Origin of the sequence: Pseudomonas sp. fls2-241-TYG-175, assembly GCF_030209155.1 — a bacterium.
In the GTDB taxonomy this organism is placed as follows: Bacteria; Pseudomonadota; Gammaproteobacteria; order Pseudomonadales; family Pseudomonadaceae; genus Aquipseudomonas; species Aquipseudomonas viridiflava.
Window position 1 is genome coordinate 18,397 of the sequence record NZ_JARVSO010000011.1, and the last position, 26,129, is coordinate 44,525.

27 protein-coding genes are annotated in these 26,129 nt (G+C 59.9%); 16 read left to right on the forward strand and 11 right to left on the reverse strand.

From position 1 onward, the window contains the following. Positions 1 to 24 precede the first annotated feature (24 nt). The 7 genes from mreC (at position 25) to tldD (ending at position 10,079) form a co-directional block, all read left to right on the forward strand. The gene (gene mreC, locus QRN20_RS09295; protein WP_080663415.1) at positions 25 to 1,143 is read left to right on the forward strand and encodes a rod shape-determining protein MreC; all 1,119 of its coding nucleotides are present in this window, start codon (positions 25 to 27) and stop codon (positions 1,141 to 1,143) included. After that, positions 1,136 to 1,627 (forward strand): rod shape-determining protein MreD, encoded by a 492-nt coding sequence (gene mreD, locus QRN20_RS09300; RefSeq protein ID WP_004881567.1) that lies wholly within the window; start codon positions 1,136 to 1,138, stop codon positions 1,625 to 1,627. Before mreC ends, mreD begins: the two co-directional genes overlap by 8 nt. Positions 1,628 to 1,690: 63 nt before the next feature. Next, positions 1,691 to 2,293, forward strand: a complete 603-nt coding sequence (locus QRN20_RS09305) for a Maf family protein (protein WP_122467061.1) — start codon at positions 1,691 to 1,693, stop codon at positions 2,291 to 2,293. Further along, positions 2,290 to 3,747, forward strand: coding sequence for a ribonuclease G (rng, locus tag QRN20_RS09310; RefSeq protein WP_004881565.1), 1,458 nt, complete (start codon positions 2,290 to 2,292; stop codon positions 3,745 to 3,747). The genes QRN20_RS09305 and rng overlap by 4 nt, the downstream gene beginning before the upstream one ends. A 180-nt stretch (positions 3,748 to 3,927) precedes the next feature. After that, entirely contained in the window at positions 3,928 to 7,743 is a 3,816-nt protein-coding gene (locus tag QRN20_RS09315) for a YhdP family protein (RefSeq protein ID WP_285360228.1), read from the forward strand. A gap of 48 nt (positions 7,744 to 7,791) precedes the next feature. Next, positions 7,792 to 8,637: a carbon-nitrogen hydrolase family protein gene (locus QRN20_RS09320; protein ID WP_043304940.1), complete on the forward strand. Its 846-nt coding sequence runs from the start codon at positions 7,792 to 7,794 to the stop codon at positions 8,635 to 8,637. A 2-nt stretch (positions 8,638 to 8,639) separates the two neighbouring features. Next, entirely contained in the window at positions 8,640 to 10,079 is a 1,440-nt protein-coding gene (gene tldD, locus QRN20_RS09325; RefSeq protein WP_025995380.1) for a metalloprotease TldD, read from the forward strand. 45 nt (positions 10,080 to 10,124) lie between these two features. On the opposite strand, the gene yjgA is transcribed toward tldD, so the two are convergent. Continuing rightward, on the reverse strand, positions 10,125 to 10,646 hold the full coding sequence (yjgA, locus tag QRN20_RS09330) for a ribosome biogenesis factor YjgA (RefSeq protein WP_024687484.1): 522 nt from the start codon (positions 10,644 to 10,646) through the stop codon (positions 10,125 to 10,127). 107 nt (positions 10,647 to 10,753) lie between these two features. Here yjgA and pmbA point away from each other — a divergent pair, with 107 nt between their 5' ends. From pmbA to QRN20_RS09360, 6 genes are all read left to right on the forward strand, one after another. Next, positions 10,754 to 12,100 (forward strand): metalloprotease PmbA, encoded by a 1,347-nt coding sequence (gene pmbA / locus QRN20_RS09335; protein ID WP_025995379.1) that lies wholly within the window; start codon positions 10,754 to 10,756, stop codon positions 12,098 to 12,100. A gap of 308 nt (positions 12,101 to 12,408) precedes the next feature. Next, the gene (locus tag QRN20_RS09340; protein ID WP_025995378.1) at positions 12,409 to 12,804 is read left to right on the forward strand and encodes a hypothetical protein; all 396 of its coding nucleotides are present in this window, start codon (positions 12,409 to 12,411) and stop codon (positions 12,802 to 12,804) included. Next, the gene (locus tag QRN20_RS09345; protein WP_122544943.1) at positions 12,797 to 14,173 is read left to right on the forward strand and encodes a class II fumarate hydratase; all 1,377 of its coding nucleotides are present in this window, start codon (positions 12,797 to 12,799) and stop codon (positions 14,171 to 14,173) included. Before QRN20_RS09340 ends, QRN20_RS09345 begins: the two co-directional genes overlap by 8 nt. A gap of 32 nt (positions 14,174 to 14,205) precedes the next feature. Then, on the forward strand, positions 14,206 to 14,667 hold the full coding sequence (locus QRN20_RS09350; protein ID WP_004881557.1) for a DUF2753 family protein: 462 nt from the start codon (positions 14,206 to 14,208) through the stop codon (positions 14,665 to 14,667). A gap of 1 nt (position 14,668) precedes the next feature. Then, the gene (locus tag QRN20_RS09355) at positions 14,669 to 15,280 is read left to right on the forward strand and encodes a superoxide dismutase (protein ID WP_004881556.1); all 612 of its coding nucleotides are present in this window, start codon (positions 14,669 to 14,671) and stop codon (positions 15,278 to 15,280) included. Positions 15,281 to 15,308: 28 nt separating this feature from the next. After that, positions 15,309 to 16,196 carry a ZIP family metal transporter gene (locus QRN20_RS09360; protein ID WP_122490871.1) on the forward strand — a complete coding sequence of 296 codons (888 nt, stop codon included), beginning with the start codon at positions 15,309 to 15,311 and terminating at the stop codon, positions 16,194 to 16,196. A 469-nt stretch (positions 16,197 to 16,665) separates the two neighbouring features. Here QRN20_RS09360 and QRN20_RS09365 read toward each other — a convergent pair whose 3' ends face one another. From QRN20_RS09365 to QRN20_RS09410, 10 genes are all read right to left on the reverse strand, one after another. Next, a complete protein-coding gene (locus tag QRN20_RS09365) occupies positions 16,666 to 16,938 on the reverse strand; it encodes an HPr family phosphocarrier protein (protein WP_122413628.1) in 273 nt (90 codons plus the stop codon). Positions 16,939 to 16,954: 16 nt separating this feature from the next. After that, positions 16,955 to 17,812: an RNase adapter RapZ gene (rapZ, locus tag QRN20_RS09370; RefSeq protein ID WP_004881553.1), complete on the reverse strand. Its 858-nt coding sequence runs from the start codon at positions 17,810 to 17,812 to the stop codon at positions 16,955 to 16,957. A 2-nt stretch (positions 17,813 to 17,814) separates the two neighbouring features. Next, on the reverse strand, positions 17,815 to 18,279 hold the full coding sequence (ptsN, locus tag QRN20_RS09375; protein WP_004881552.1) for a PTS IIA-like nitrogen regulatory protein PtsN: 465 nt from the start codon (positions 18,277 to 18,279) through the stop codon (positions 17,815 to 17,817). A 12-nt stretch (positions 18,280 to 18,291) separates the two neighbouring features. Further along, positions 18,292 to 18,600: a ribosome hibernation-promoting factor, HPF/YfiA family gene (hpf, locus tag QRN20_RS09380; protein WP_004881551.1), complete on the reverse strand. Its 309-nt coding sequence runs from the start codon at positions 18,598 to 18,600 to the stop codon at positions 18,292 to 18,294. 74 nt (positions 18,601 to 18,674) lie between these two features. After that, positions 18,675 to 20,168 (reverse strand): RNA polymerase factor sigma-54, encoded by a 1,494-nt coding sequence (locus QRN20_RS09385; RefSeq protein WP_004881550.1) that lies wholly within the window; start codon positions 20,166 to 20,168, stop codon positions 18,675 to 18,677. A gap of 195 nt (positions 20,169 to 20,363) precedes the next feature. Continuing rightward, positions 20,364 to 21,089 (reverse strand): LPS export ABC transporter ATP-binding protein, encoded by a 726-nt coding sequence (lptB, locus tag QRN20_RS09390; protein WP_004881549.1) that lies wholly within the window; start codon positions 21,087 to 21,089, stop codon positions 20,364 to 20,366. Then, positions 21,089 to 21,637 (reverse strand): lipopolysaccharide transport periplasmic protein LptA, encoded by a 549-nt coding sequence (lptA, locus tag QRN20_RS09395; protein WP_004881548.1) that lies wholly within the window; start codon positions 21,635 to 21,637, stop codon positions 21,089 to 21,091. The genes lptB and lptA overlap by 1 nt, the downstream gene beginning before the upstream one ends. Beyond that, positions 21,624 to 22,196: an LPS export ABC transporter periplasmic protein LptC gene (lptC, locus tag QRN20_RS09400; RefSeq protein WP_004881547.1), complete on the reverse strand. Its 573-nt coding sequence runs from the start codon at positions 22,194 to 22,196 to the stop codon at positions 21,624 to 21,626. The genes lptA and lptC overlap by 14 nt, the downstream gene beginning before the upstream one ends. Positions 22,197 to 22,205: 9 nt before the next feature. Continuing rightward, positions 22,206 to 22,745, reverse strand: a complete 540-nt coding sequence (locus tag QRN20_RS09405) for a KdsC family phosphatase (protein WP_004881546.1) — start codon at positions 22,743 to 22,745, stop codon at positions 22,206 to 22,208. Then, complete coding sequence (locus QRN20_RS09410) at positions 22,746 to 23,720, reverse strand: KpsF/GutQ family sugar-phosphate isomerase (RefSeq protein ID WP_043304872.1); 975 nt, start codon at positions 23,718 to 23,720, stop codon at positions 22,746 to 22,748. It abuts the gene before it with no gap. Between the two features lie 325 nt (positions 23,721 to 24,045). Between QRN20_RS09410 and QRN20_RS09415 the strand changes: the two genes are divergently transcribed. Genes QRN20_RS09415 through mlaD form a run of 3 tightly spaced genes read left to right on the forward strand, consistent with a single transcriptional unit; the run spans position 24,046 to position 26,119 of the window. Next, positions 24,046 to 24,855: an ATP-binding cassette domain-containing protein gene (locus QRN20_RS09415; protein ID WP_004881544.1), complete on the forward strand. Its 810-nt coding sequence runs from the start codon at positions 24,046 to 24,048 to the stop codon at positions 24,853 to 24,855. Then, positions 24,855 to 25,652: a lipid asymmetry maintenance ABC transporter permease subunit MlaE gene (gene mlaE, locus QRN20_RS09420; RefSeq protein WP_004881543.1), complete on the forward strand. Its 798-nt coding sequence runs from the start codon at positions 24,855 to 24,857 to the stop codon at positions 25,650 to 25,652. The genes QRN20_RS09415 and mlaE overlap by 1 nt, the downstream gene beginning before the upstream one ends. Then, a complete protein-coding gene (mlaD, locus tag QRN20_RS09425; protein WP_004881542.1) occupies positions 25,652 to 26,119 on the forward strand; it encodes an outer membrane lipid asymmetry maintenance protein MlaD in 468 nt (155 codons plus the stop codon). Before mlaE ends, mlaD begins: the two co-directional genes overlap by 1 nt. Positions 26,120 to 26,129 lie beyond the last annotated feature (10 nt).

Genomic DNA, 26,129 nt, shown 5'->3' on the forward strand with positions numbered 1-26,129 from the left:
TTGCATGCCCGGGAGGAGCGGCCTATTAAACCGCTTTTCGCAAAAGGCCCGTCGCTGGGCGTACGTCTGTTGGTGCTGGCTGTGTTGTCTGTGGCGTTGATGGTGGTTGACGCTCGCTTCACGGTCCTCAAGCCCGTGCGCAGTCAGATGTCGCTGGTGTTGATGCAGTCCTACTGGATCGTCGATCTGCCACAGCGTCTCTATCAGGGTGTCGCAAGCCAGTTCGGCAGCCGCACCGAACTGATCGCCGAAAACGAAAAACTCAAGACCGAAGCCCTGCTCCTGCAAGGTCGCCTGCAAAAGCTGGCGGCATTGACCGAGCAGAATGTGCGTCTGCGCGAGTTGCTGAATTCTTCTGCGCTGGTGAACGAAAAGGTCGAAGTCGCCGAGCTGATCGGTATGGACCCGAATCCGTTCACCCATCGCATCATCATCAACAAGGGTGAGCGTGACGGTGTCGTGCTGGGTCAGCCAGTGCTCGATGCACGGGGCCTGATGGGGCAGGTGGTCGAACTGATGCCTTACACCTCGCGTGTCCTGCTGCTCACCGACACCACCCACAGCATCCCTGTTCAGGTCAACCGCAACGGGCTGCGCGCCATTGCCAGCGGCACCGGCAACCCGGAGCGTCTGGAGTTGCGGCATGTCGCCGATACTGCAGACATCAAGGAAGGCGACCTGCTGGTCAGTTCCGGTCTAGGGCAGCGTTTCCCTGCGGGTTATCCGGTGGCAACGGTCAAGGAAGTCATTCATGACTCCGGCCAGCCGTTCGCGATCGTGCGTGCCGTGCCGACCGCTGCGCTGAATCGCAGCCGCAACCTGCTGCTGGTGTTCTCCGACAGCCGTACGCCGGAAGAGCGTGCCGCCGATGCTGCACAGGCGCAGGAATCGTTCGACAAGGGCCTCGAGCCTGCCGCGATCCCGACCCTGCCGCCGCCCACGCCAGCGTTTCCGATGTGGCCGCAGCCTGTTGCGCCGGTATTCCCGGGCAGCACGACGACGCACAAACCGGCTGCCCAGAGCGCCACGCCAACGCCTGCCGCCGCACCGGCAACGCCTGCTGCACGACCTGCCTCGCGTCCTGCATCTTCACAGCCCCCGGCTTCTTCACCTTCCAGCACTCGGGAGCGTATCGATGGTTAGTCATGTTTCCGGACGCAACGGCTGGGTCGTCTGGCTGACCTTTGCCATCGGCTTGTTGTTGAGCATTTCGCCGCTGCCGCAGTTCATGGAAATCTTCCGTCCACTCTGGCTCGCCTTGCTGCTGACGTTCTGGGTACTGGCGCTGCCTCATAAATATGGCATGGCCACGGCGTGGATTCTGGGCCTCATGGAGGATGTGCTGTATGGCACTCTTCTGGGCCAGAACGCGCTGATCCTGACCCTGATTACGTTCCTCGTCATGTCTTTGCAGCAGCGTTTGCGCATGTTCCCGATGTGGCAGCAATGCCTGGTGTTGCTGGTGGTGTTCGGTCTGGCGCAGCTTGCACAGCTGTGGCTCAGCGCCCTGACCGGCAACCGTCAGCCAACGCTGGCGCTGGTTCTGCCCGCGCTGGTCAGTGCCCTGTTGTGGCCTTGGGTCAGTTATGGCCTGCGTGGATTGCGCATACGTTTGAAAATCAATTAAGCGCAGCGTGAGGGCGGCGCCTGAAGCGTACGCGTTCACCGCCACCGACACGGAGATGTCCTTATGCCCTCGCTCTATCTGGCCTCTGGCTCGCCGCGCCGTCGCGAACTGCTCACTCAGATCGGTGTTCCTTTCACGGTACTGAGTGCGCAGATCGACGAAACCCCCTTCGATTCCGAATCGCCTGCCGCCTACGTCGAACGCCTCGCACTGGGCAAGGCACGGGCCGGCCTTGCGCTGCTGTCGTCCGGTCAGTCGGTGTGCGTGATGGGCGCCGATACCGCTGTGGTGCAAGGCGGCCGGATTCTTGGCAAGCCGGTGGACGAAGCCGACGCGCTGGGCATGCTGGCAGCGCTGTCGGGCACCGAACATGAAGTACTGACCGCCATCGCGCTGGTCGATCATCAGCGCAGCGAAACCCGTGTGGTCACCAGTCGCGTGCGTTTTCGCCCCATTCAGCCACACAAAGCCCAGGCCTATTGGGCCAGCGGCGAGCCACAGGACAAGGCTGGCGGCTACGCCATTCAGGGCCTGGCGGCCGTCTTCGTTGCCGATCTGCAAGGCAGCTATTCTGGAGTGGTTGGTCTGCCTCTGTGCGAAACCGCAGAATTGCTCGCTGGTTTCGGCATACCCTGTTGGCAATACCTGGAAGGTAACGAGCCATGAGTGAAGAGATTCTGATCAACATCACCCCGATGGAATCACGGGTGGCGGTAGTGGAGAACGGTGTGCTGCAGGAGGTCCACGTCGAGCGGACCCAGCGCCGTGGCATTGTGGGCAACATCTACAAGGGCAAGGTCGTACGGGTATTGCCCGGCATGCAGGCCGCGTTCATTGACATCGGTCTGGACCGCGCAGCGTTCATTCATGCTTCGGAAATTTCCATGCGTGAAGGGCCTGCCGTCGAAAGCATCGCTTCGCTGGTGCACGACGGTCAGAGTCTGGTGGTGCAAGTCACCAAAGACCCCATCGGCAGCAAGGGCGCACGGCTGACTACGCAGTTGTCGATCCCGTCCCGCTATCTGGTCTACATGCCGCGTACGGCGCATGTGGGCATTTCCCTGAAGATCGAAGACGAGGCCGAGCGCGAGCGTCTGAAGAAGGTCGTCAGTGATTGCGTGGCGCTGGAAGGCATCAAGGAGGCGGGCGGTTTCATTTTGCGTACGGCTGCCGAAGGCGCCGGCGCTGACGAAATCCTGATGGACATTCGCTACCTGCGCAGGCTGTGGGATCAGATCGGCGAGCAGATCAAGACGGTCAGTCCGCCCACGGTCATCTACGAAGACCTGGGGCTGGCCCTGCGTACCTTGCGCGATCTGGTCAGCCCACGCATCGAGAAGATCCGCATCGACTCTCGGGAAACCTTCCAGAAGACCACGCAATTCGTGGCCGAGCTGATGCCGGAAATCGCCGACCGACTCGAGCACTATCCGGGCGAGCGACCGATCTTCGACCTCTATGGCGTCGAGGACGAAATCCAGAAAGCACTGGAGCGCAAGGTGCCGCTCAAGTCGGGCGGTTATCTGGTGGTCGATCCTGCCGAGGCGATGAGCACCATTGACGTCAACACCGGCGCGTTCGTCGGCCATCGCAATCTGGAAGAAACCATTTTCAAGACCAACCTGGAGGCGGCGACAGCCATCGCCAGGCAGCTGCGCCTGCGTAACCTGGGCGGCATCATCATCATCGATTTCATCGACATGGAAGACGCCGAACATCAGCGCCAAGTGCTGCGGACGCTGGAAAAACAGCTGGAGCGCGACCACGCCAAGACCAACATCATCGGTATCACCGAACTGGGTCTGGTGCAGATGACGCGCAAGCGCACCCGCGAAAGCCTGGAGCAAGTGCTGTGCGAGCCTTGCCACTGTTGCCAAGGGCGCGGCAAGCTGAAGACGCCTGAAACCGTGTGCTACGAGATATTCCGTGAGATTCTGCGCGAGGCCCGCGCCTATCAGGCTGTTGGCTATCGAGTGCTGGCCAATCAGCGCGTGGTTGACCGTCTGCTTGATGAAGAATCCGGCAATGTGGCCGAACTTGAGAGTTTTATCGGTCGCACGATCCGTTTTCAGGTAGAAACCATGTACTCACAGGAACAATACGACGTCGTACTGCTCTGAGATTGTCACCGTTCAACCGTTTGCAACAAGCGCCCGGCGGGGTTCTGGCAGGCCTACCCTTATATCGAGAATGATGCGTGGCGAATGAGCAAAACCTGTACCTGATCCTCCCAGGCTGTTTGAGTCGGGTTTGTGTCGTGCATCGTCGCTGGCCATGCGTGCTGCGGAGGGCGTGCTGATATGCAGCGTCTTCCACGTGTCGTTGCAGGCATCACCCGCTGGAGCCTGGGTCTCTGCGCACTGTTGCTGGTGCTGGCTGCGCTCTATGTGAGCCTGGGTCGTCAGTTGACGCCAATGGTTGCCGAATACCGTGTCGATGTCGAAACCCGCGTCAGCACGGCCTTGGGCATGCCCGTCAGCATTGGCAGCCTGGAAGGCAACTGGAGCGGGTTCGCGCCGGTGGTGCAGGCCAACGACGTCATGGTCGGTGAAGGCAGCAGTGCGTTGCGTCTGGACAGTGTCAGGGTGGTTCCCGACCTGTGGGAGAGTCTGCTGGCGCGTGATGTGCGGCTTGCCCACCTTGAAGTCGATGGCTTGCAGGTCATCGTCCGGCAGGATCAGGACGGCAAGTGGTCGGTGCAAGGCTTGCCGGTCAAGGATGACACCCCTGTCGATCCACAGAAGATCCTCACTCAACTGCAGATGGTCTCGCGCCTGTCGTTGCTCAACAGTCAGGTCACTGTTCACCCGTTTGGCGAGTCCCCACTGACCCTGACGTACGTCAATCTGAGTCTGGCCACGGGCAGTTATCACCAGCGGCTGGATGCGCGGCTGACGCTGCCTGACGGTAAGCCGCTGGCGTTGAACCTGAATACGCGTATCGAGGCCAGTCGCTGGAAAGAAGGCGAAGCTGATCTCTATGCCAGCCTGCCCCAGAGCGATTGGGCCAAGTGGCTGCCCAGGAGCCTGACCCGAGATTGGACGGTTACCACATTGAAGGCGGGTGGCGAATTCTGGCTGAGCTGGAGCCAGGGCGGCGTTAAGAGCGCGGTTGCCCGGCTGCATGCGCCACAACTCAAGGGTGTCTACGCGGGACGCAAGCCGTCGACCATCGACGACCTTGCGCTGAATGCCTGGTTCGAGCGCACCGACAAGGGCATGGACCTGAAACTGGATTCGCTGGCCATGAGCCTGGGTAGCAACCGCTGGGAAAGCCGTTTGCAGGCCACGCAGACAGCCGCAACGCCCGACAATGAAGAACTGTGGCAGGTGCAGGCCGACCGTCTGGACCTGACGCCGCTGACCCCGCTGATCGACTCGCTGGCACCGCTGCCGGACAAGGTGATGGCCGTTGTCGACGGTCTGAAGGTGAAGGGCGGGTTGCGCAACGTATTGCTCGATTACCGCCCGCAGGCCACAGGCGACAAGCGTCTGGGTTTTGCCGCCAACCTCGACAAGGTGAGTTTCAATGCCTACCACGACGCGCCGGCTGCCGCGAATGTCAGCGGTGCGATCAGTGGCGACCTCGGGCAGGGCGAGCTGCGTCTGGACACCAGCGACTTCATGCTGCATCTGGACCCGATCTTCGCCAAACCCTGGCGCTATCAGAAAGCCAACGCACGCCTGACCTGGAAGCTGGACGATCAGGCATTCACCCTGATTGCGCCCTACATCAAGGTTCAGGGCGATGAAGGCAAGATCGCAGCGGACTTCCTGATCCGCATCCACCTCAAGCATGACCAGGAAGACTACATGGACCTGCGGGTCGGTATGGTCGATGGCGATGGTCGTTACACCAGCAAATACCTGCCTGCCGTCCTGAGCCCGGAACTGGACCGCTGGCTGCGCACCGCCATTGTCAGTGGTGCCGTCAATCAGGGCTTCTTCCAGTATCAGGGTTCGTTGAACAAAAGCTCTCCCGACACAGCGCGAGTCATCAGCCTGTTCTTCGATGTGAGCAACGCGACGCTGGCTTTCCAGCCGGGCTGGCCTTCGCTGACTGGCGTTGATGGCAAGGTGTATGTCGAGAACAGCGGTGTGCGCGTCAAGGCCAGCAAAGGGCAGATTCTGAACACTCAGGTCAGTAACGTGCTGGTCAATATTCCTCATGTCGAGTCCGGCAAGGACAGCCACCTGCTGGTGGACGGCAACGTTTCCGGCACCGTGGCCGATGGCATGAAGATTCTTCAGGAAGCACCGATCGGCACCGGCAGTACCTTTGCCGGGTGGCAGGGCGAGGGGCCGCTGGAGGGCAAGCTGAAACTGGATATTCCGCTGGCCAAGGGCGTCGAGCCGAAGGTGGTGGTGGACTTCAGCACCCGTGATGCGCGTCTGAAACTGGCCGATCCGGTACTGGACCTGACAAAACTCAGGGGCGACTTCCGCTTCGACAGTGACAAGGGGCTCAGCGGCAAAGGCATTCGCGCCCAGGCATTCGACCGACCGGTCACGGCGGAGATCGCTGCCGAAGGCAAGCCGGGAGCCAACGTGACCCGGATCATGGCCAACGGGCAGATCACGATCAAGAAACTGACCGACTGGCTTGACGTGAAACAGGCGTTGCCCGTCTCTGGCGACCTTCCGTTCCAGCTGCAACTGACACTGGACGGCAAGGACAGCCCGCTGTTGATCACTTCTCCCCTGAAAGGTGTTGCAATCGACCTGCCCGCGCCGTTCGGCAAGACTGCCGAGCAGGAGCGCGACAGCGAATTCCGCATGACCTTGCAGGGTGCGGAACGCCGTTTTGGCGCAGCTTACGGTGACATCGCCAACCTGGCATTCGCTGCGCCCGCCGGAAAGTTTGCGGATGGACGTGGTGAACTGTTCCTGGGACAGGGCGGTGCAATCGTGCCGGACGCCAAAGGGCTGCGCCTCAGCGGTAGTCTGAACGAGCTGGATGTTGCGCCCTGGCAGGCGATTGCCGATCGTTATTCCGGCGGTGACCCGGGCGGTAACGCCCGACAGTTGCTCAGCAGCGTGGATCTGCAGATCGGCAAACTCACGGCAATGGGCACGACGCTGGACGATGTGCGCGTTCAACTGCAACGCAGCGCTGCGGCATGGCAGTTGTCGTTGGACAGTGCGCTGGTCAAGGGCAGCGCTTCGCTGCCTGACGCCAAGTCCGCGCCAATCGGCATCAATCTGCTTTACGTAAAGCTGCCCGCTGCCGACCCCAAGGCGGTGGTGGTCGAGAATGCGCCAGATCCGCTGGCAGATGTAGATCCCAGCAAGATCCCTGCGTTGGATGTGAAGATTTCCCAACTATTTCAAGGCGATCAATTGTTGGGGGCGTGGGCATTGAAAATCCGGCCTACGGCGACCGGCATTCGCATGACTGATCTGAGCCTGGGGCTCAAAGGCATTCTGCTGGAAGGCGAGGGTGTCTGGGAGGGCGCCCCCGGATCGAGCAGCAGTTGGTTCAAAGGGCGGCTGGGCGGCAAGAACCTCGCCGATGTGCTGAAAGCCTGGAATTTCGCGCCTACCGTCACCAGTGAGACGTTCGAGATGAATTTCGACGGACGCTGGCCTGGCTCCCCGGCGTGGGTAGGGCTCAAGCGCTATTCCGGCAGCCTTGATGCCACTTTGCGCAGCGGTCAGTTCGTCGAGGTCGAAGGCGGTGCACAGGCGCTTCGGGTGTTCGGGTTGCTGAACTTCAACTCCATCGGCCGCCGTCTGCGTCTGGACTTCTCTGACCTGCTGGGCAAGGGGCTCAGCTACGACCGAGTCAAGGGCCTGTTGGTAGCAAGTGAGGGTGTGTATGTCACCCGCAACCCGATCACGTTGACGGGGCCGTCCAGCAACCTTGAGCTCAACGGTACGCTGGACATGGTCAAGGACCGGGTCGATGCCAAGTTGCTGGTGACATTGCCGGTCACCAACAATCTGCCGATTGCAGCGCTGATCGTTGGCGCGCCAGCCATCGGTGGCGCTTTGTTCCTGGTGGACAAGCTGCTGGGTGACAAGGTGGCCCGGTTCGCCAGCGTGCAGTACAAAGTCGAAGGCCCGTGGAAAGAACCGAAGATTACCTTCGACAAGCCTTTTGAAAAGCCTCAATAGCGCGGCATGGAGTACAGTGGTGCCCATGTCATTCAAAAAAGGGTCGCCATGTCTTTTGCAGTGATTCAGATGGTCAGCCAGAGCGACGTGGCCGGTAACCTTGCCCGTGCACGCGCATTGCTTGAGCAGGCCGCCAAGGGCGGCGCCCGGCTTGCGGTGCTGCCCGAGAATTTCGCCGCCATGGGCCGTCGCGACGCTGCCGCTATCGGTCGTGCCGAAGCCGCAGGTCAGGGATTGATCCTGCCGTGGTTGAAACAGGCCGCTCGCGACCTCAAGTTATGGATAGTTGCCGGAACGATTCCCCTCCCGCCCGATGATCAGCCTGATGGCAAGGTCACGGCCTGCTCGTTGCTGATCGATGAGCATGGCCAGCAGGTTGCGCGTTACGACAAGTTGCACCTGTTCGATGTGGACGTTGCAGACAATCGAGGTCGCTACCGGGAATCGGATGACTATGCTCATGGAAACAACGTGGTGGTGGTCGACACGCCGGTTGGACGGCTCGGGCTGAGCGTCTGTTATGACCTGCGCTTCCCAGAGCTGTACACCGCGCTGCGTGAGGCCGGTGCCGAGCTGATCACTGCGCCATCGGCGTTCACGGCTGTCACAGGCGCTGCGCACTGGGACATTCTGATCCGGGCGCGGGCCATCGAAACCCAGTGCTATCTGCTGGCAGCCGCACAAGGCGGGGTGCATCCAGGACCACGGGAAACATACGGACACGCGGCCATCATCGACCCATGGGGGCGGGTCCTGGCTCAGCAGGCGCAGGGTGAAACCGTGCTGCTGGCCACACGAGACAGTGAAGAACAGGCGTCCATACGGGCGCGGATGCCGGTGTCCAGTCACCGGCGCTTTTTTTCGCAGGACGCCTTGCGGCCTGCTTCGGAGTGAATATGAGTGACGTGTCCTCAGTCAGTGAACACCTTCTGGCCCCGGGCGGCCTGAGCCTCGACAGCCTGCAATCGGTGCTGGGCGAGCTGGCCGGTCCGGGTATCGACGCGGCTGATCTGTATTTTCAAGGCATGATTTCCGAGTCCTGGGCGCTCGAAGACGGGATCGTCAAGGAAGGCAGCTTCAACCTCGACCAGGGTGTGGGCGTGCGTGCCCAGTCCGGTGAGAAAACCGGTTTCGCCTACAGCAACGCGATCACCGAGGAAGCGCTGCTCACCGCCGCGCGTGCCGCCCGTTCCATCTCCCGCGCAGGCCAGAACGGTCGCGTGCAGGCATTCACGTCGCAGGACGTGGCTCAGCTTTATGCGCCGGATAACCCGCTGGAAGTGCTGACCCGTGCCGAAAAGGTCGAGTTGCTCAAGCGTATCGACGTGGCAACTCGTGCGCTGGATCCGCGCATTCAGCAGGTTTCGGTCAACATGGCTGGCGTCTGGGAGCGGATTCTGGTGGCAGCGGCGGACGGAAGCCTGGCCGCTGATGTGCGGCCGCTGGTGCGTTTCAACGTCAGCGTGATCGTCGAGCAGAACGGCCGTCGCGAGCGGGGCGGGCATGGTGGCGGTGGGCGTACCGACTACCGTTATTTCCTGACCGACGACCGCGCCATGGGCTATGCCCGCGAAGCGCTGCGTCAGGCGCTGGTCAATCTGGAAGCCATTCCTGCACCGGCAGGCACCTTGCCGGTCGTACTGGGTTCCGGCTGGTCAGGCGTTCTGCTGCATGAAGCGGTAGGCCATGGTCTGGAAGGCGACTTCAACCGCAAGGGCAGCTCGGCCTACAGCGGCCGGATGGGCGAGATGGTGGCCTCCAAGCTGTGCACCATCGTCGATGACGGCACGCTGGCCGGGCGTCGCGGCTCGTTGAGCGTCGATGACGAGGGCACCCCGACCGAATGCACGACCCTGATCGAGAACGGCGTGCTCAAGGGCTACATGCAGGACAAATTGAATGCACGGCTGATGGGCGTGGCGCGGACCGGCAACGGCCGTCGCGAATCCTACGCGCATCTGCCGATGCCACGCATGACCAACACGTACATGCTGGGCGGTCAGAGCGATCCACAGGAAATCATCGCGTCGGTGAAGCGCGGTATCTACTGCGCCAATCTGGGCGGCGGTCAGGTGGATATCACCAGCGGCAAGTTCGTGTTCTCTACCAGTGAGGCTTACCTGATCGAAGACGGCAAGATCACCGCGCCTGTCAAAGGTGCGACCTTGATCGGCAATGGGCCGGAGGCGATGAGCAGGGTTTCGATGGTGGGTAACGACCTGTCGCTGGACAGCGGTGTCGGTACGTGCGGCAAGGACGGGCAATCGGTACCGGTCGGCGTGGGTCAGCCTACGCTGAAGATCGACGCAATCACGGTTGGCGGTACGGGTAACTGAAGATGAGCCGGGACTGGCTGATGCTGGCCAGTCCCGAGGTCAAGATCAACGCAAGCCGCGTTGGATTTCGTCCAGCTCACGGATGTATTTGAAGATTTTGCGGCTGGTGGCCGGCGGTTTGTTGCGTGCAACTTCGTGTTGAGCCTGACGGATCAAGGAACGCAGTTGCTGGCGGTCGGCATCCGGGTACTCGACCACGAATTTTTCCAGGTCGCTGTCATCACCCGCAATCAGACGATCACGCCAGCGCTCCAGACCGTGGAAACGTTCGTTGTACTGGCGAGTGGAGGCGTCGAGTTGGTCCAGCAAAACCAGAATGGCTTCCTGATCCTGATCGCGCATCAGCTTGCCGATGAACAGGATGTGCCGCTTGCGCGCAATGTTGGCCGTGTGCTTCGGCGCTTCGGCCAGAGCCTTGCGCAGCGCATCGGTCAACGGCAGCTTGGCCAGCACATCGGCTTTGAGTGTCGTCAGCCGCTCGCCGAGATCAACCAGAGCATGCAGCTCTCGTTTGACCTGGGTTTTGCTTTTCTCCCCGTCGAGGGAGTCGTCGTAAGAATCAACCATGGGGGCAGTCCGCAAAGAAACGCCGCCATGATAACCAGTCGGGGGCCGCTTGTCCGGCCCGGTCGGTATTCGGCCTGTGCCGAAAGCAGAATTTGATGGAGAAAATCATGAGTGCAACCCAAAGCGTCGGCCCACAGGCCTTGCCTGAACTGCAGGAGCAGGTCGAGCAAATCATTGCCGAAGCCAGGCGTCAGGGCGCCAGCGCCTGTGAAGTCGCGGTGTCGCTGGAGCAGGGACTGTCGACTTCGGTGCGACAGCGCGAAGTCGAAACGGTCGAATTCAACCGCGATCAGGGGTTTGGTATCACCTTGTACGTCGGCCAGCGCAAAGGTTCGGCCAGTACGTCGGCCACCGGCGCTGACGCGATCCGTGAAACCGTTGCCGCCGCACTGGCCATCGCCGAGCATACGTCCGAGGACGAAAGCTCGGGCCTGGCTGACGCCGCGTTGATGGCCAGGGACATCCAGGATTTCGATCTCTATCACGCCTGGGACATCACGCCCGAGCAGTCGATCGAGAAGGCGCTGCTGTGTGAGGCTGCGGCGTTTGACGCAGACCCTCGCATCAAGAACGCCGACGGCACCACGCTCAATACCCACCAGGGCTGCCGCGTGTACGGCAACAGCAACGGCTTTATCGGTGGCTATGCGTCGACCCGACACAGCCTCAGTTGCGTGATGATTGCCGAAGGCGAAGGCCAGATGCAGCGCGATTATTGGTACGACGTCAATCGTCAGGGCCAGTTGCTGGCAGATGCCGAGAGCATCGGTCGCAAGGCCGCGCAGCGGGCAGCGAGCCGTCTGGGCGCACGTCCGGTGCCGACCTGCGAAGTGCCGGTGCTGTTTTCAGCCGAATTGGCGGGCGGTCTGTTTGGCAGCCTGCTGGGCGCGATTTCCGGCGGCACGCTGTACCGCAAATCCTCATTTCTGCAGGATTCGCTGGGCCAGCGGCTGTTTCCCGAGTGGATGACCATTGACGAACGCCCACACCTGATGCGCGCCATGGGCAGCTCGGCGTTCGACAGCGACGGCCTGGCGACCTACGCCAAGCCATTCGTGGAGAAGGGCGATCTGGTTTCCTACATCCTCAGTACCTATTCGGGCCGCAAACTGGGCATGCCGAGCACCGCCAACGCGGGCGGTGTGCACAACCTGTTTGTCACCCATGGCACGGAAGACCAGGACGCGCTGATCCGGCGCATGGGCCGTGGCCTGCTGGTCACCGAACTGATGGGCAGCGGCCTGAACATGGTTACCGGCGATTACTCACGCGGTGCAGCAGGTTTTTGGGTCGAAAACGGCGAGATTCAGTTCCCGGTTCAGGAAGTGACCATTGCCGGCAACATGCGCGACATGTTCAAGCAGATCGTCGCCGTTGGCAGCGATGTCGAGCTGCGCAGCAACATTCGCACCGGCTCCGTGCTGATCGAGCGCATGACGGTTGCTGGCAGCTGATCCGATGGTTAAGCGCCTGTCTCGACACTGATCGTCCCATCGCTCCGCGTGGGCATGCCTCCCGTGACGCTCCGCGTCACAAATGGCACGTATGGTCGTTTCAGTCAGCCGGGCGCAGGACTCACGTTACCCTTTCGCCCCTCGGCGGCTCAATTTGACGGAGCGAAGTAAGCAACTCCTTCGTTCCGGTTGCAGCCCCGGCTTTGCCGGGGTTCCTTGCCCCTCCTGTCACTCCGATCCAACTCAGCTCTTGTTTTGATTCTTGATCTCATTCAATAATGAATCTCATTTCACAATGAGTTGCGGTCATGGGATCTGTTCTTCACGAGCTGCCTTATCTGGAAAACTGGCGTGGTTTGAGTCTTCGGATTCGCTGCGCCCTTGAGCCTGACGAGCCGCGACTTATCGAGCATTACCTGGCCGAAGGGCGGTATCTGGCGCGTTTCACCGCCACGCCTCACGCCCTGATCGCCGAAACCTCCTTTCGTCTGCTGATGGACACCGCCCGCGACACGATGCTGCCCTGGCATTGGCGCTGCCTGTGTCTGGATCAGGCCTGGCGACCGTTGCGCGATGTCGAGGCGCTTGCCTCCACGCCTGCCCGCCGTCAGCGCTGGGAAGCCTGTGTTCATCAACTGGCGTCCTGCGTGCTGCAACCCTCGATTTCTCCCTCTGAACTGGTGCAAGGACATTGCGATGAGTAATACCCGTATCGAACGCGACAGCATGGGCCCGTTGCAGGTGCCGGCCGAGGCTCTGTATGGCGCACAGACTCAGCGTGCGGTGGATAACTTCCCGATCAGCCATCAGCGCATGCCCCGGCAGTTCGTCCGTGCACTGTTGCTAGCCAAGGCAGCGGCGGCTCACGCCAATCTTGAGCTGCAGCAGATCAGCGAAGGGCAGAGCAAGGCGATTGTCGGCGCGGTCGAGCAATTGTTGAGCGGCGACTTCATGACCCATTTCCCGGTGGACATCTTCCAGACCGGGTCGGGTACCAGCACCAACATGAACGCCAACGAGGTGATCGCCACGCTGGCTACCCGCATTCTGGGTGAGCCGGTCAATCCCAACGATCACGTCAACTGCGGACAAAGCAGTAACGACATCATCCCGACGACGATTCACGTCAGCGCCGCGCTGGCGCTGCATGAGCAATTGCTGCCTGCCCTGAATCATCTGGTGCAGGTCACCGAGCACAAGGCCGTGCAGGTTCATGCCTTCGTCAAGACCGGCCGCACGCACCTGATGGACGCCATGCCGGTGCGCATGAGTCAGGTGCTCAACGGCTGGTCGCAGCAGATCCGCGCCAACATCGAACATCTTCAAGGTCTGCAACCCAGCCTGCAGTCTCTGGCGCAGGGCGGTACGGCAGTCGGCACCGGGATCAATGCGCATCCCGAGTTTGCGGCCCGTTTCAGCGCGCACCTCAGCACACTGAGCGGCGTCACGTTCACGCAGGGCAAGGATCTGTTCGCCTTGATCGGCTCACAGGACACCGCTGTTGCCGTCTCGGGCCAGCTCAAGGCAACGGCCGTTTCGCTGATGAAGATCGCCAACGATCTGCGCTGGATGAATTCCGGCCCCTTGGCGGGTCTCGGTGAGATCGAGCTTGAGGCGCTGCAGCCGGGTTCTTCGATCATGCCGGGCAAGGTCAATCCGGTGATCCCGGAGGCCACTGCGATGGTGGCCGCGCAGGTCATCGGCAACGACGCCACCATCACTGTGGCGGGCCAGTCCGGCAACTTCGAGCTCAATGTGATGCTGCCGATCATCGCCCAGAACCTGCTCAGCAGCATTGAATTGCTGGCCAATTCCAGCCGGTTGCTGGCTGACAAGGCGATTGCCAGCTTCAAGGTCAACGAGGCCAAGCTCAAGGAAGCGCTGTCGCGCAATCCGATTCTGGTCACGGCGCTCAATCCGATCATCGGATACCAGAAGGCCGCTGAAATCGCCAAAAAGGCCTATCAGGAAGGCCGTCCGGTGATCGACGTTGCGCTGGAACACACCGATCTGCAACGCGACCAGCTGGAAGTGTTGCTCAACCCCGAGAAACTCACCGCCGGCGGCATCTGATTCGGTCCGGCCAACGCACCTGGAGGTAGGTCATGCAGCATTGGAAACGCACCATTGAACTGGCCAATCGCTGTTTCAATCTCGGCGAATGGGTCGAGGCCCGCGAGCTGTACCTCCAGGCGCTGGCGCTGGCACAGGTTCTGTTCGAGCGCTGGCCGGATGCCGACGAAGCCGTCGCGGCCTGTGTCATTTCCCATCACAACCTGGCCGATCTGCATTTGAGTCTGGGCCAGCCGGAGGAGAGCGCCGAATACCTCTGCGCGATCCACCAGCATCTGCTGCGAACCATGCAGGACCAGCGCCTGCAGCCTGCACTGCGCCAGGCTGCGTTGCGGCACAGCAGTAAAACCTACGTCGAACTGTTGGGTTTCATCAGTGAACACGGCGAATACCCGCGCACGCATCGACTTCTCAACAGCAGCAGTGAACACACTCGCTCGTCGTTGCAGCGCGATTCAGCGGCCAACCCCGGTCTTTTCTACGGAGCACATTGAAATGCCTTACACCCTTCCCGAACTGCCTTACGCCTACGACGCCCTGGAGCCGCACATTGATGCGCAAACCATGGAGATCCATTACACCAAGCACCATCAGACTTACATCAACAACCTCAATGCTGCGGTCGAGGGAACCGAATACGCCGAGTGGCCCATCGAAAAGCTGGTCGCCAGCGTCAAGCAGCTGCCTGAAAACCTGCGTCCAGCGGTGATCAATCAGGGCGGGGGTCATGCCAACCATTCGTTGTTCTGGGAAGTCATGGTGCCCGGCGGTGGCGGTCTGCCAAAAGGAGAGGTGGCTCAAGCCATCGACGCCCAGTTGGGCGGCTTCGACAGCTTCAAGGAAGCCTTCACCAAAGCGGCGCTGACCCGTTTCGGCAGCGGCTGGGCCTGGCTGAGCGTGACGCCGGACAAGAAACTCGTGGTGGAGAGCAGTGGTAATCAGGACAGCCCGTTGATGAGCGGCAATACGCCGATTCTCGGTCTCGATGTGTGGGAACACGCCTATTACCTGCGCTACCAGAACCGTCGTCCCGAATACATCAATGCGTTCTACAACGTCGTCAACTGGGACGAAGTGTCCCGACGTTATCAGGCCGCACTGGCCTGATTTTTCCCAACACGAACCAGGGCCGTTTATGCGTTCTGAGATACTCGCTGTCAGCAGTGTCCGGTTGTTTCGTTTTGCAGTAGGCACCGTGCTGCTTTTGGCGGGTATGGCGTTACTGGTGGCTCAAGGGCTGGCCTGGCTGAACCTTGAGCCGCGCCTGTTGCGTGCTCTGGAAGGTGGCTCTATCTGCGCTCTGGGCACGGCACTGGGCGCCGTGCCGGTGTTGGTGATCCGCAAGATGCCGATCATGGTGTCGGACGGTTTGCTGGGTTTCGGTGCCGGGGTGATGCTGGCCGCAACGGCATTCTCGCTGATCGTGCCGGGCCTTGCCGCTGCCGAAGGCCTTGGGTTTACACCGTGGGGCGCTGGCGGCCTGATCAGCCTTGGACTCGTTCTGGGTGCCCTTGGCCTGTTCGCGGTGGATTACAGCGTTTCCCAGGGCGCGCAGTCGGGAGGTATTCAGGATCATCCGGCAATTGCACCGCGCATCTGGCTGTTCGTGATCGCCATCGTGGCGCATAACATTCCAGAGGGCATGGCAATTGGCGTGTCGGCAGGCGGCGGGTTGTCGGAAGCCGACAGCCTTGCCATCGGCATTGCCTTGCAGGATGTACCCGAGGGGCTGGTGATTGCCATGGTGCTGGCGGGGGCGGGGATGTCTCGGATAAGGGCGTTTCTGATTGGTGCGGCGTCCGGGCTGGTCGAACCGCTGTTCGCGCTGCTGGGCGCCTGGCTGGTGGCGATTGCCGAACCCTTGTTGCCGTTTGGTCTGGCACTGGCAGCGGGTGCCATGTTGCTGGTGGTGACCCACGAAATCATCCCGGAATCGCGTCTGAACGGACACAACAAAATCGCCAGCTTGGGCTTGATTGCAGGGTTCTGTCTGATGATGGTGCTGGATACAGCGCTGGTCTGACGATCAGCGCTCATCGTTATACACAAGTCATCTGGCTATCCAGCGAGACAGCGGCACTGCCGTGCTTTTTTACGCGATAGTGCGGACACCGCCGATTGCGACTTGGGTGAAGGCTGAGTCTTGGCGCTGATTCGGGGGGCAATCGGCATGGATGCCGATTGAGCTGCACTGGGCCATGGATGGCCCATTTGCAGCGACCCCCGAATCAGTGTCAGGACGAAGGAACCCCGGCGAAGCCGGGGCCGGAACCGGAGCGAAGGACTTTGGCTACTTTGGTCCCTCAAAGTAGCGCGCCGTAAGGGCGCAAAGGTGACCTGAGCCGTGCGCTCGGCTCACTGAATCCACAGTCTGTGCCATGTGTGACGCGGAGCGTCACGGGCGGCATGCCCACGCGGAGCGATGGGCACGATCAGTGTTGAGGCGAACTTGTGTATAACGATGAGCGATCAGCGCCGTGCAGGGAGTTCGTTTACTCGCCTTCGTCAAACTTGTTGTTGATCAGCTCGACCAGGCCATCCAGTGCTTCCTGCTCGCCTTCGCCTTCAGTCGACAGATAGATCTCGGTGCCTTTGCCAGCCGCCAGCATCATCACGGCCATGATGCTTTTGCCGTCGACCATGCTCTCAGGCGAGCGGCCAACCCGTATCTGGCAAGGGTGTTTGCCGGCGACGCCTACGAACTTGGCGGCTGCGCGGGCATGCAGGCCCAGTTTGTTGATGATGGTGATTTGACGAGCGGGCATCGCAGAGGTGTTCCTTTCAGCTGAGGTCGCGGTGGCGAACCTGAACGTTCTTGAGTAATGGTTGCAGGACCTGACCCAGTCGCTCCGTCAGATAGACAGACCGGTGATGCCCGCCCGTGCAGCCAATGGCAATGGTCACATAGGAACGATTGCTTGCGGCGAAGCGGGGCAGCCATTTGGCGAGATAGGAAGAGATGTCCTGAAACATTTCTTCGACGTCGGGTTGTACCGCCAGATAATCGATGACAGGTTGCTCAAGTCCCGAATGATCACGCAGCTCGGGTTTCCAGTACGGATTGGGCAGGCAGCGCACATCAAAGACCAGGTCCGCATCGACCGGCATGCCGCGCTTGAAGCCGAACGACTCGATCAGAAAGGCAGTGCCTGGCTCCGGCTTGTTCAGCAGGCGCAGCTTGAGCGTATCGCGCAGTTGGTAGAGATTAAGGTGGGTCGTGTTGATCTTGAGATCGGCCAGATCGATGATCGGCCCGAGCAGCGTACTCTCGTCACGTATCGCCTCGGCCAGTGAACGGTCCGATGTGCTCAGCGGATGGCGGCGGCGGGTCTCGGAAAAGCGCTTGAGCAGGGTGGCTTCATCGGCATCCAGATACAGCACATCGCACTGGATATTGCGCCCACGGACCTCGTCGAGCATGGCCGGGAAGCGGGTCAGGTGACTGGGCAGGTTGCGGGCATCGATGGAAACGGCCAACAGCGGTTCGGCCAGTTCGGTATTGATCAAGGCGCGTTCGGCGAGCTCCGGAAGCAATCCGGCAGGCAGGTTGTCGACGCAGTAGAAGCCGCTGTCTTCCAGTACATCGAGCGCCGTGCTTTTGCCCGAGCCGGAGCGGCCACTCACGATGATCATGCGCATGTTCAGTTGCCGTTCTGCACGTCTAGCACCACTTGATAGAGCGCTTCATTGGTCTTGGCGCTGCGCAGGCGTGTCCGGACATCCTTGGAGTCGAGCATGCTGGCGATCTGGCGCAGCAACTCCAGGTGCTTGTCTGTGGCGGCTTCCGGGACCAGCAGCACGAACAGCAGGTCGACAGGCGCGCCGTCGATGGCATCGAAGTCCACGGAGTCGTTGAGATGAATGACGGCACTGACAGGCTCGCCACAGGTGGCAAGACGGCAGTGAGGAATGGCAATGCCATTGCCGAAACCGGTAGATCCCAGTTTTTCACGGGCAACGAGCGCTTTGAATACTGTTTCCCAATCAAGCCCCGGTACTTCGCGGCCGATCAGTCGGGCAATATGTTCGAGTACGCTTTTCTTGCTGCCGCCCGGCACGTTCACTTCGGAACGGCCGGGGGTCAGGATTTCTTCAAGTCGGATCATGTGTGATGAGCGTCAGCGAGCGTTTGCACCCTTGAGGATACTTTGCTGCTTTTCCTTATGCTTGAGCAATTGTCTGTCGAGCTTGTCAGTGAGCAGGTCGATGGCCGCGTACATGTCGTCATGTTCAGCATTGGCAACTACCTCTCCACCGTGGATATGCAGCGTGGCTTCGATCTTCTGTTTCAGCTTCTCGACCGCCATCGTGACCTGCACGTTTGTAATCTTGTCAAAATGCCCTTCGAGTTTCTTGAGCTTGAGCTCAACGTATTCACGAAGTGGCTTGGTCACTTCCAGTTGGTGTCCACTGATGTTGACTTGCATACAGCTTCTCCTTTGCCAGTGCATAAAGAGGCAGGCGTGGTGCCTGCCACTGGAACGCTGTGGCTCGGCCTGCATCACATCAGTCGCTTGCGCTCGCTGGAGGGTGCAATCCCAAGAGATTCGCGGTATTTGGCAACTGTGCGACGGGCTACTTGAATGCCTTGTGCCTCCAGTAAACCAGCGATCTTGCTATCACTCAACGGCTTTTTCTGATTTTCCGCCGCGACCAGTTTTTTGATGATCGCGCGAATTGCCGTGGACGAGCACTCGCCGCCTTCCGAGGTGCTGACATGGCTGGAGAAGAAGTATTTCAGCTCGTAAATGCCGCGTGGCGTGTGCATGAACTTCTGCGTGGTCACGCGGGAAATCGTTGATTCATGCATGCCCACCGCTTCGGCGATGTCGTGCAGTACCAGCGGCTTCATGGCCTCATCGCCGTACTCCAAAAAGCCGCGCTGATGCTCGACGATCTGGGTGGCGACCTTCATCAGCGTCTCGTTGCGGCTCTGCAGGCTCTTGATGAACCAGCGGGCTTCCTGCAACTGATTGCGCATGAAGGTGTTGTCGGCGCTGGTGTCTGCGCGGCGCACGAAGCCTGCATATTGCGGATTGACCCGCAGGCGCGGCACCGATTCCTGGTTCAGCTCCACCAGCCAGCGTTCGTTGTCCTTGCGCACGATGACATCGGGAATGACGTACTCGGCTTCGGTGGACTCGATCTGCGAACCTGGGCGCGGATTCAGACTCTGCACCAGTTCGATGACCTGACGAAGTTCGTCTTCCTTGATCTTCATGCGGCGCATGAGCTGGGCGTAGTCACGGCTGCCCAGCAGGTCGATGTAATCGGTGACCAGACGCTGCGCTTCGCTCAGCCAGGGCGTTTTTGCCGGCAGCTGACGCAGTTGCAGCAGCAGGCATTCGCTCAGGGTGCGAGCGCCGATACCGGCCGGTTCGAATTGCTGTATGCGGTGCAGAACGGCTTCGATCTCATCGAGTTCGATATCCAGCTCGGGATCGAAGGATTCGAGAATCTCTTCAAGGGTCTCGTCGAGATAACCCTGATTGTTGATGCAGTCGATCAGCGTGACGGCGACCAGGCGGTCCTTGTCGGACATCGGGGCGACGTTGAGCTGCCAGAGCAGATGGCTTTGCAGGCTTTCGCCAACGGATGTGCGGGTGGTGAAATCCCATTCATCATCGTCATTGCTGGGCAGGCTGCTGGCGCTGGTCTGGTAGATGTCTTCCCAGGCCGTGTCGACGGGCAGCTCATTGGGAATGCGTTCGTTCCATTCACCTTCTTCAAGGTTGTCTACGGTAGGTGCAGATTCCTGATAGGTCGGTTCCTGAACATCGGGGTTGGGCTTTTGTTCGATGTTGTCCGCCATCGGGTCGGAGTTGTCGAAGTCGTCGCCTTCCTCCTGGCGTTCCAGCATAGGGTTTGATTCCAGCGCCTCCTGGATCTCCTGCTGGAGGTCCAGTGTGGATAGCTGAAGTAAGCGGATTGCCTGTTGCAGCTGCGGTGTCATCGTCAGCTGCTGGCCCATTCTCAAGACTAGCGATGGTTTCATGGCAGGGGCTAAACACCTTATTCGCCGGCGCTCTCGCGCCATCCACTACAGGCGCCGAAACGCCAACTTAAGCAAATTATATGCCTGAAAGCAGAGCGTTTGCCTAGAGCGTTACTAGAAATAATACGTTGTCAACAAGCCGCACCGATATTGGAGGCCTTGACAGGCCGGATGCGGCTTTTTCGAATGCGGCTTTTACAGGCGGAATTCGTGACCCAGATAGACTTCTTTAACCAGCTGGTTGGCCAGAATGGTTTGCGAGTCGCCTTCTGCGATCAATTGCCCGTCGTTGACGATATAGGCTGTTTCACAGATATCCAGCGTCTCGCGAACGTTGTGGTCCGTGATCAGCACGCCAATGCCCTTGGCCTTGAGGTGGTGAATGATCTGCTTGATGTCGCCGACTGAAATAGGGTCTACGCCCGCGAAGGGTTCGTCCAGAAGGATGAACTTTGGGGCTGTCGCCAGAGCGCGTGCGATCTCGACACGGCGACGTTCGCCACCCGAGAGGCTCATCCCGAGGTTGTCGCGAATGTGCGTGATGTGGAACTCCTGCAGGAGGCTTTCCAGTTCCTTGCGTCGCGCAGCGGCATCGAGTTCCTTGCGGGTCTCGAGGATCGCCATGATGTTGTCGGAGACCGACAGCTTGCGGAAGATCGAGGCTTCCTGCGGCAGGTAGCCGATACCTGCACGGGCGCGGCCGTGCATGGGCTGATGGCTGACGTCCAGATCATCGATCAGCACGCGGCCCTGATCGGCCTGTACCAGCCCGACAATCATGTAGAAGCAGGTGGTCTTGCCGGCGCCGTTGGGGCCCAGCAGACCGACAATCTGGCCGCTGTCGATGGAAATGCTCACATCGCGCACGACCTGACGGCTTTTGTAGCTTTTAGCCAGATGCTGGGCTTTAAGCGTCGCCATTACTGGGCCTTCTGCGGTTGATCGGTTTTCTTTTTAGGCTGAATGACCATGTCGATCCGCGGACGTGGCGTGGTCACTTTCGCGCCACCATTGGCACGGCCCGCACTGACGACCTGCCTGACCGTGTCATAGACGATCTTCTCGCCTTCGGACGTGTTGCCGTCGTTGACGACCTTGGCCTTGTCGATCAGGACGATACGGTCCTGAGCGGCGTAATACTGAATGGTGACGGCATATGCCTGCACGATCGGCTTGTCTACCGACGGCTTCTGCTCGTAGTAGGCCAGGTTGCCGACAGACGTGAAGATATCCACTTCGCCCTGAGCGTTGCGTGTGATGGTCACGGTGTTGCCTGTGATCTTCATCGAACCCTGCGTGATGATGACGTTGCCCTTGTAGGTGGCCACGCCTTTCTTGTCATCAAGCTGCGCATCGTCGGACTGGATGTGGATTGGCTGATCACGGTCGGTTGGCAGGGACCAGGCGCTCGCGCTTCCCAGTGCTGCGCCCAGGCCGAGCAAAAAAGGAAGAGTTTTAACGAGCCTCATACTGTCCTCTGACGTTGGACAGCAGGTCCATCCTGCTGTCTTTCAAATATGCTTTCATTCCCTTGGCCGTAGTGACACCGCCCGCGGCGTCGATTCTAACGTCTTGGTCGGTCTGCGCATATTGCTTCTGTGGGAATACGGTCATGCGACTACTGGTGATGATAGTCGTACGTTGTTTTTCGTCAGTGCGCGCAACGCGAACCGAGTCGATCAATTCTACCTGTTCGCCTCCCGGGGAGACCTCGCCCTGCTTGCTCTGCACATGCCAGGGGAACTCGGTGCCGCGATACATCTGCAGGTCGGGTGTGGTCAACAGTGTCACGTCAGTGGCCTTGATGTGCTCGACCTTGTCAGCCGTCATTTCGTACTGAAGGCCACCGTCGGGCAGGTACTGATGGGTGTGCGTATTGACCGCATAGTAGTCAATGACGTTCTCGTCGACCGAGCTCACCGGCTGGTCCATGAAGCTTTCCGGGTTGATGTTCCAGTAGCCTACGGCACCGAACAACAGTACCAGCACCCCGAAAAACACCAGCTTTCGAATTTTCTTGCTGAACATAAATGGCTTCTATAGATAGGCGGAGTGGGCCGCTTCAAGGTTGCCTTGCGCGCTCAGGATCAGTTCGCAGAATTCGCGTGCAGCACCTTCGCCGCCGCGCGCCTGTGTAACGCCGTGAGCGTGTTGGCGGACAAAACCGGCCGCATTGGCAACCGCCATGCCCAGACCGACGCGTCGTATGACCGGCAAGTCTGGCAGATCATCGCCCAGATAGGCGACCTGTTCGTAACTCAGGTTCAATTCGGCCAGCAGTTGGTCCAGCACCACCAGCTTGTCTTCGCGACCCTGATAAAGGTGCTCGATGCCGAGGTTTTTTGCCCGACGCTCGACCACAGGTGTCTTTCTGCCGCTGATAATGGCAGTGGTCACTCCGGAGGCTATCAGCATTTTGATGCCTTGGCCGTCGAGTGTGTTGAATGTCTTGAATTCGCTGCCGTCTTCCAGGAAGTACAGCCGGCCATCGGTCAGTACGCCATCGACGTCGAAAATCGCCAGTTTGATGGCTTTGCCGCGTTGCATCAGTTCGCTGTTCGCTGCCTGAGTCTGCATTTACATCACTCCCGCGCGCAGTAGATCCTGCAGGTTGAACGCACCCGTCGGTCGGTCGTTCGCATCAACCACGATCAGCGCGCCGATCTTGTAGTCTTCCATGATTTTCAGGGCTTCGGCGGCCAGCATGTCTGCATGGGCCGTCTTGCCATGAACTGTCATGACCTCATCGATGGTCGTTTCACGGATGTCGACCGGGCGATCCAGTGTGCGACGTAGATCGCCGTCGGTGAATATTCCGGCCAGCGTGCCATCGGCTTCCAGAATTGCCGTCATGCCCAGGCCCTTGCGCGTCATCTCCAACAGCGCATCACGCAACAGCGTGCCGCGTTGAACCACGGGCAGGGCATCGCCGGAATGCATGACGTGTTCGACCTTGAGCAGCAGGCGTCGTCCCAGCGCACCTCCCGGATGGGAGAAGGCAAAGTCTTCGGCTGTGAAGCCCCGGGCTTCAAGCAGCGCAACGGCCAGCGCATCACCCATCACCAGCGTAGCGGTAGTCGATGAGGTTGGCGCCAGATTCAACGGGCAGGCTTCATGCTCGACCTGTACGTTCAGATTGACGTCTGCGGCCTTGGCCAGGGTCGACTCGGGGTTGCCGGTCAGGCTGATCATCCTGATGCCCAGTCGTTTGATCAAAGGCAGCAGGGTGACGATTTCGTTGGTGGTGCCCGAGTTGGACAGCGCAAGAATGATGTCGTCACGGGTGATCATGCCCATGTCGCCATGGCTCGCTTCGGCCGGGTGAACGAAAAAGGACGTGGTGCCGGTGCTCGCCAGCGTCGCGGCGATCTTGTTGCCGATATGTCCGGACTTGCCCATTCCGACCACGACGACACGTCCCTTGCTGGCCAGGATCATCTCGCACGCACGCACGAAATCGGCATCAAGACGGCCCAGCAAGCCTTCTACGGCTTCGATCTCGAGGCGGATGGTGCGTTGCGCGGATTGAATCAGGTCACTGGATTGGTTCATAACTTGAAATGGTCGGCCTGCTGAAAGGCGGCGATTATAGCGGTAATGTACGATTCCCTCACGTCTGATCGTCGTTGTGTTTTTTATAAACGAATTTCCTACGCTTTGGAGGGTCTGTAGCTGGGCGGTGCAGGTTGCACTGCAAACGGCGCTGCTGATGGGGCGCTTAATGGTTATCCGGTGAATATCTGAACCTACTGGTTCTCTTCTTGGGTGGCGTGTCGCTGCGATGGTATAGTCCGCCGCTCGTTCGGCCCGCCTGGACGGCTTGTCTCCCTTTGGGGGTTGGCGGCTGAGGAGGGAGGCTGTATCGCAAGGAGTTTAGATGAGTCCTGATAACGCTTACGCGGTCGAGTTGAAAGGGGTTTCCTTCAAACGCGGCACGCGCAGCATTTTCAATAATGTCGATATTCGTATTCCTCGGGGCAAAGTCACCGGGATCATGGGGCCTTCCGGCTGCGGCAAGACTACGCTGCTGCGCCTGATGGGCGCACAGCTGCGTCCGAGCGAAGGTCAGGTGTGGGTCAACGGCCAGAACCTGCCGGATCTGTCGCGCAGTGACCTGTTCGACGCCCGCAAGCAGATGGGCGTGCTGTTTCAGAGCGGCGCGCTGTTCACCGATCTGGACGTGTTCGAAAACGTGGCATTCCCGCTGCGTGTTCACACCGAACTGCCGGAAGAGATGATCCGCGATATCGTGCTGCTCAAGCTGCAGGCCGTCGGGCTGCGCGGGGCGGTCGAACTGATGCCTGACGAACTGTCAGGTGGCATGAAGCGCCGTGTTGCGCTGGCGCGTGCCATTGCCCTTGATCCACAGATTCTCATGTACGACGAACCCTTTGTCGGGCAGGACCCCATTGCAATGGGCGTTCTGGTGCGTCTGATCAGGCTGCTCAACGATGCACTGGGCATTACCAGCATCGTGGTGTCCCATGACCTGAGCGAAACCGCGAGCATTGCCGATTACCTGTACGTCGTCGGTGACGGACAGGTGCTGGGGCAGGGCACGCCGCAGGAACTGATGTCCTCGGACAATCCGCGCATTCGTCAATTCATGACCGGCGAACCAGACGGCCCTGTGCCATTTCATTATCCTGCGCCGGATTTCCGCGAAGACCTGTTGGGGAAGCGCTGATGCGCAAGAAGTCATTGATGGACCGTATCCGCCTGCTTGGGCGTGCGGCCATAGATATCGTTACCGTGCTGGGCCGTTCGGGAATATTTCTCGGCAATGCCCTGCTGGGGCGCGGCGGGACCGGCAGCAGTTTTCAATTGCTGGTCAAGCAGCTGTACTCGGTCGGCGTCATGTCGCTGGTCATTATTGTCGTCTCCGGTGCATTCATCGGCATGGTGCTGGCGCTGCAGGGTTTCAGCATCCTGACCAAATACGGTTCCGAGCAAGCGGTCGGGCAGATGGTTGCGCTGACGCTGTTGCGTGAACTGGGGCCGGTCGTGACCGCTCTACTGTTCGCTGGCCGTGCGGGTTCCGCACTGACCGCCGAGATCGGCAACATGAAGTCTACGGAGCAGTTGTCGAGCCTGGAGATGATCGGTGTCGATCCGCTCAAGTACATCGTTGCGCCGCGTCTGTGGGCAGGTTTCATTTCGTTGCCGATTCTGGCGATGATTTTCAGCGTGGTCGGCATCTGGGGTGGATCCTGGGTAGCGATCGACTGGCTGGGCGTCTATCAGGGCTCCTTCTGGTCGAACATGCAGAACAGCGTTTCCTTCACGAACGATGTGCTCAATGGGGTCATCAAAAGCGTCGTATTTGCTTTTGTGGTGACATGGATTGCCGTTTTCCAGGGTTATGACTGCGATCCCACTTCCGAGGGGATCAGCCGTGCGACGACCAAGACCGTGGTGTATGCCTCGCTTGCAGTGTTGGGCCTGGACTTTATTTTGACCGCCTTGATGTTTGGAGATTTCTGATGCAAAACCGCGCCATCGAAACCGGTGTCGGCCTGTTCCTGCTGGCCGGGATACTGGCTCTGCTCTTGCTGGCCCTGCGAGTCAGTGGTCTGAGCACCAGTGCGACCAACGACAGTTATAAACTTTATGCCTACTTCGACAATATTGCCGGTTTGACTGTCAGAGCCAAGGTAAGCATGGCCGGCGTCACGATCGGCCGGGTCACCGCGATCGATCTGGATCGCGACACCTATACCGGTCGTGTCACGCTGGAGATCCAGAAGAAGGTAGACAACCTTCCGGCAGACTCCACGGCGTCGATCCTGACGGCGGGTCTGCTGGGTGAGAAATACATTGGTTTGAGCGTAGGTGGCGATCAAGCGCTGCTCAAGGATGGCTCGACCATCCATGACACGCAGTCATCCCTCGTTCTTGAGGACCTGATCGGGAAGTTCCTGCTCAATACTGTAAGCAAAGACGCCAAATGAGGAGCTATAA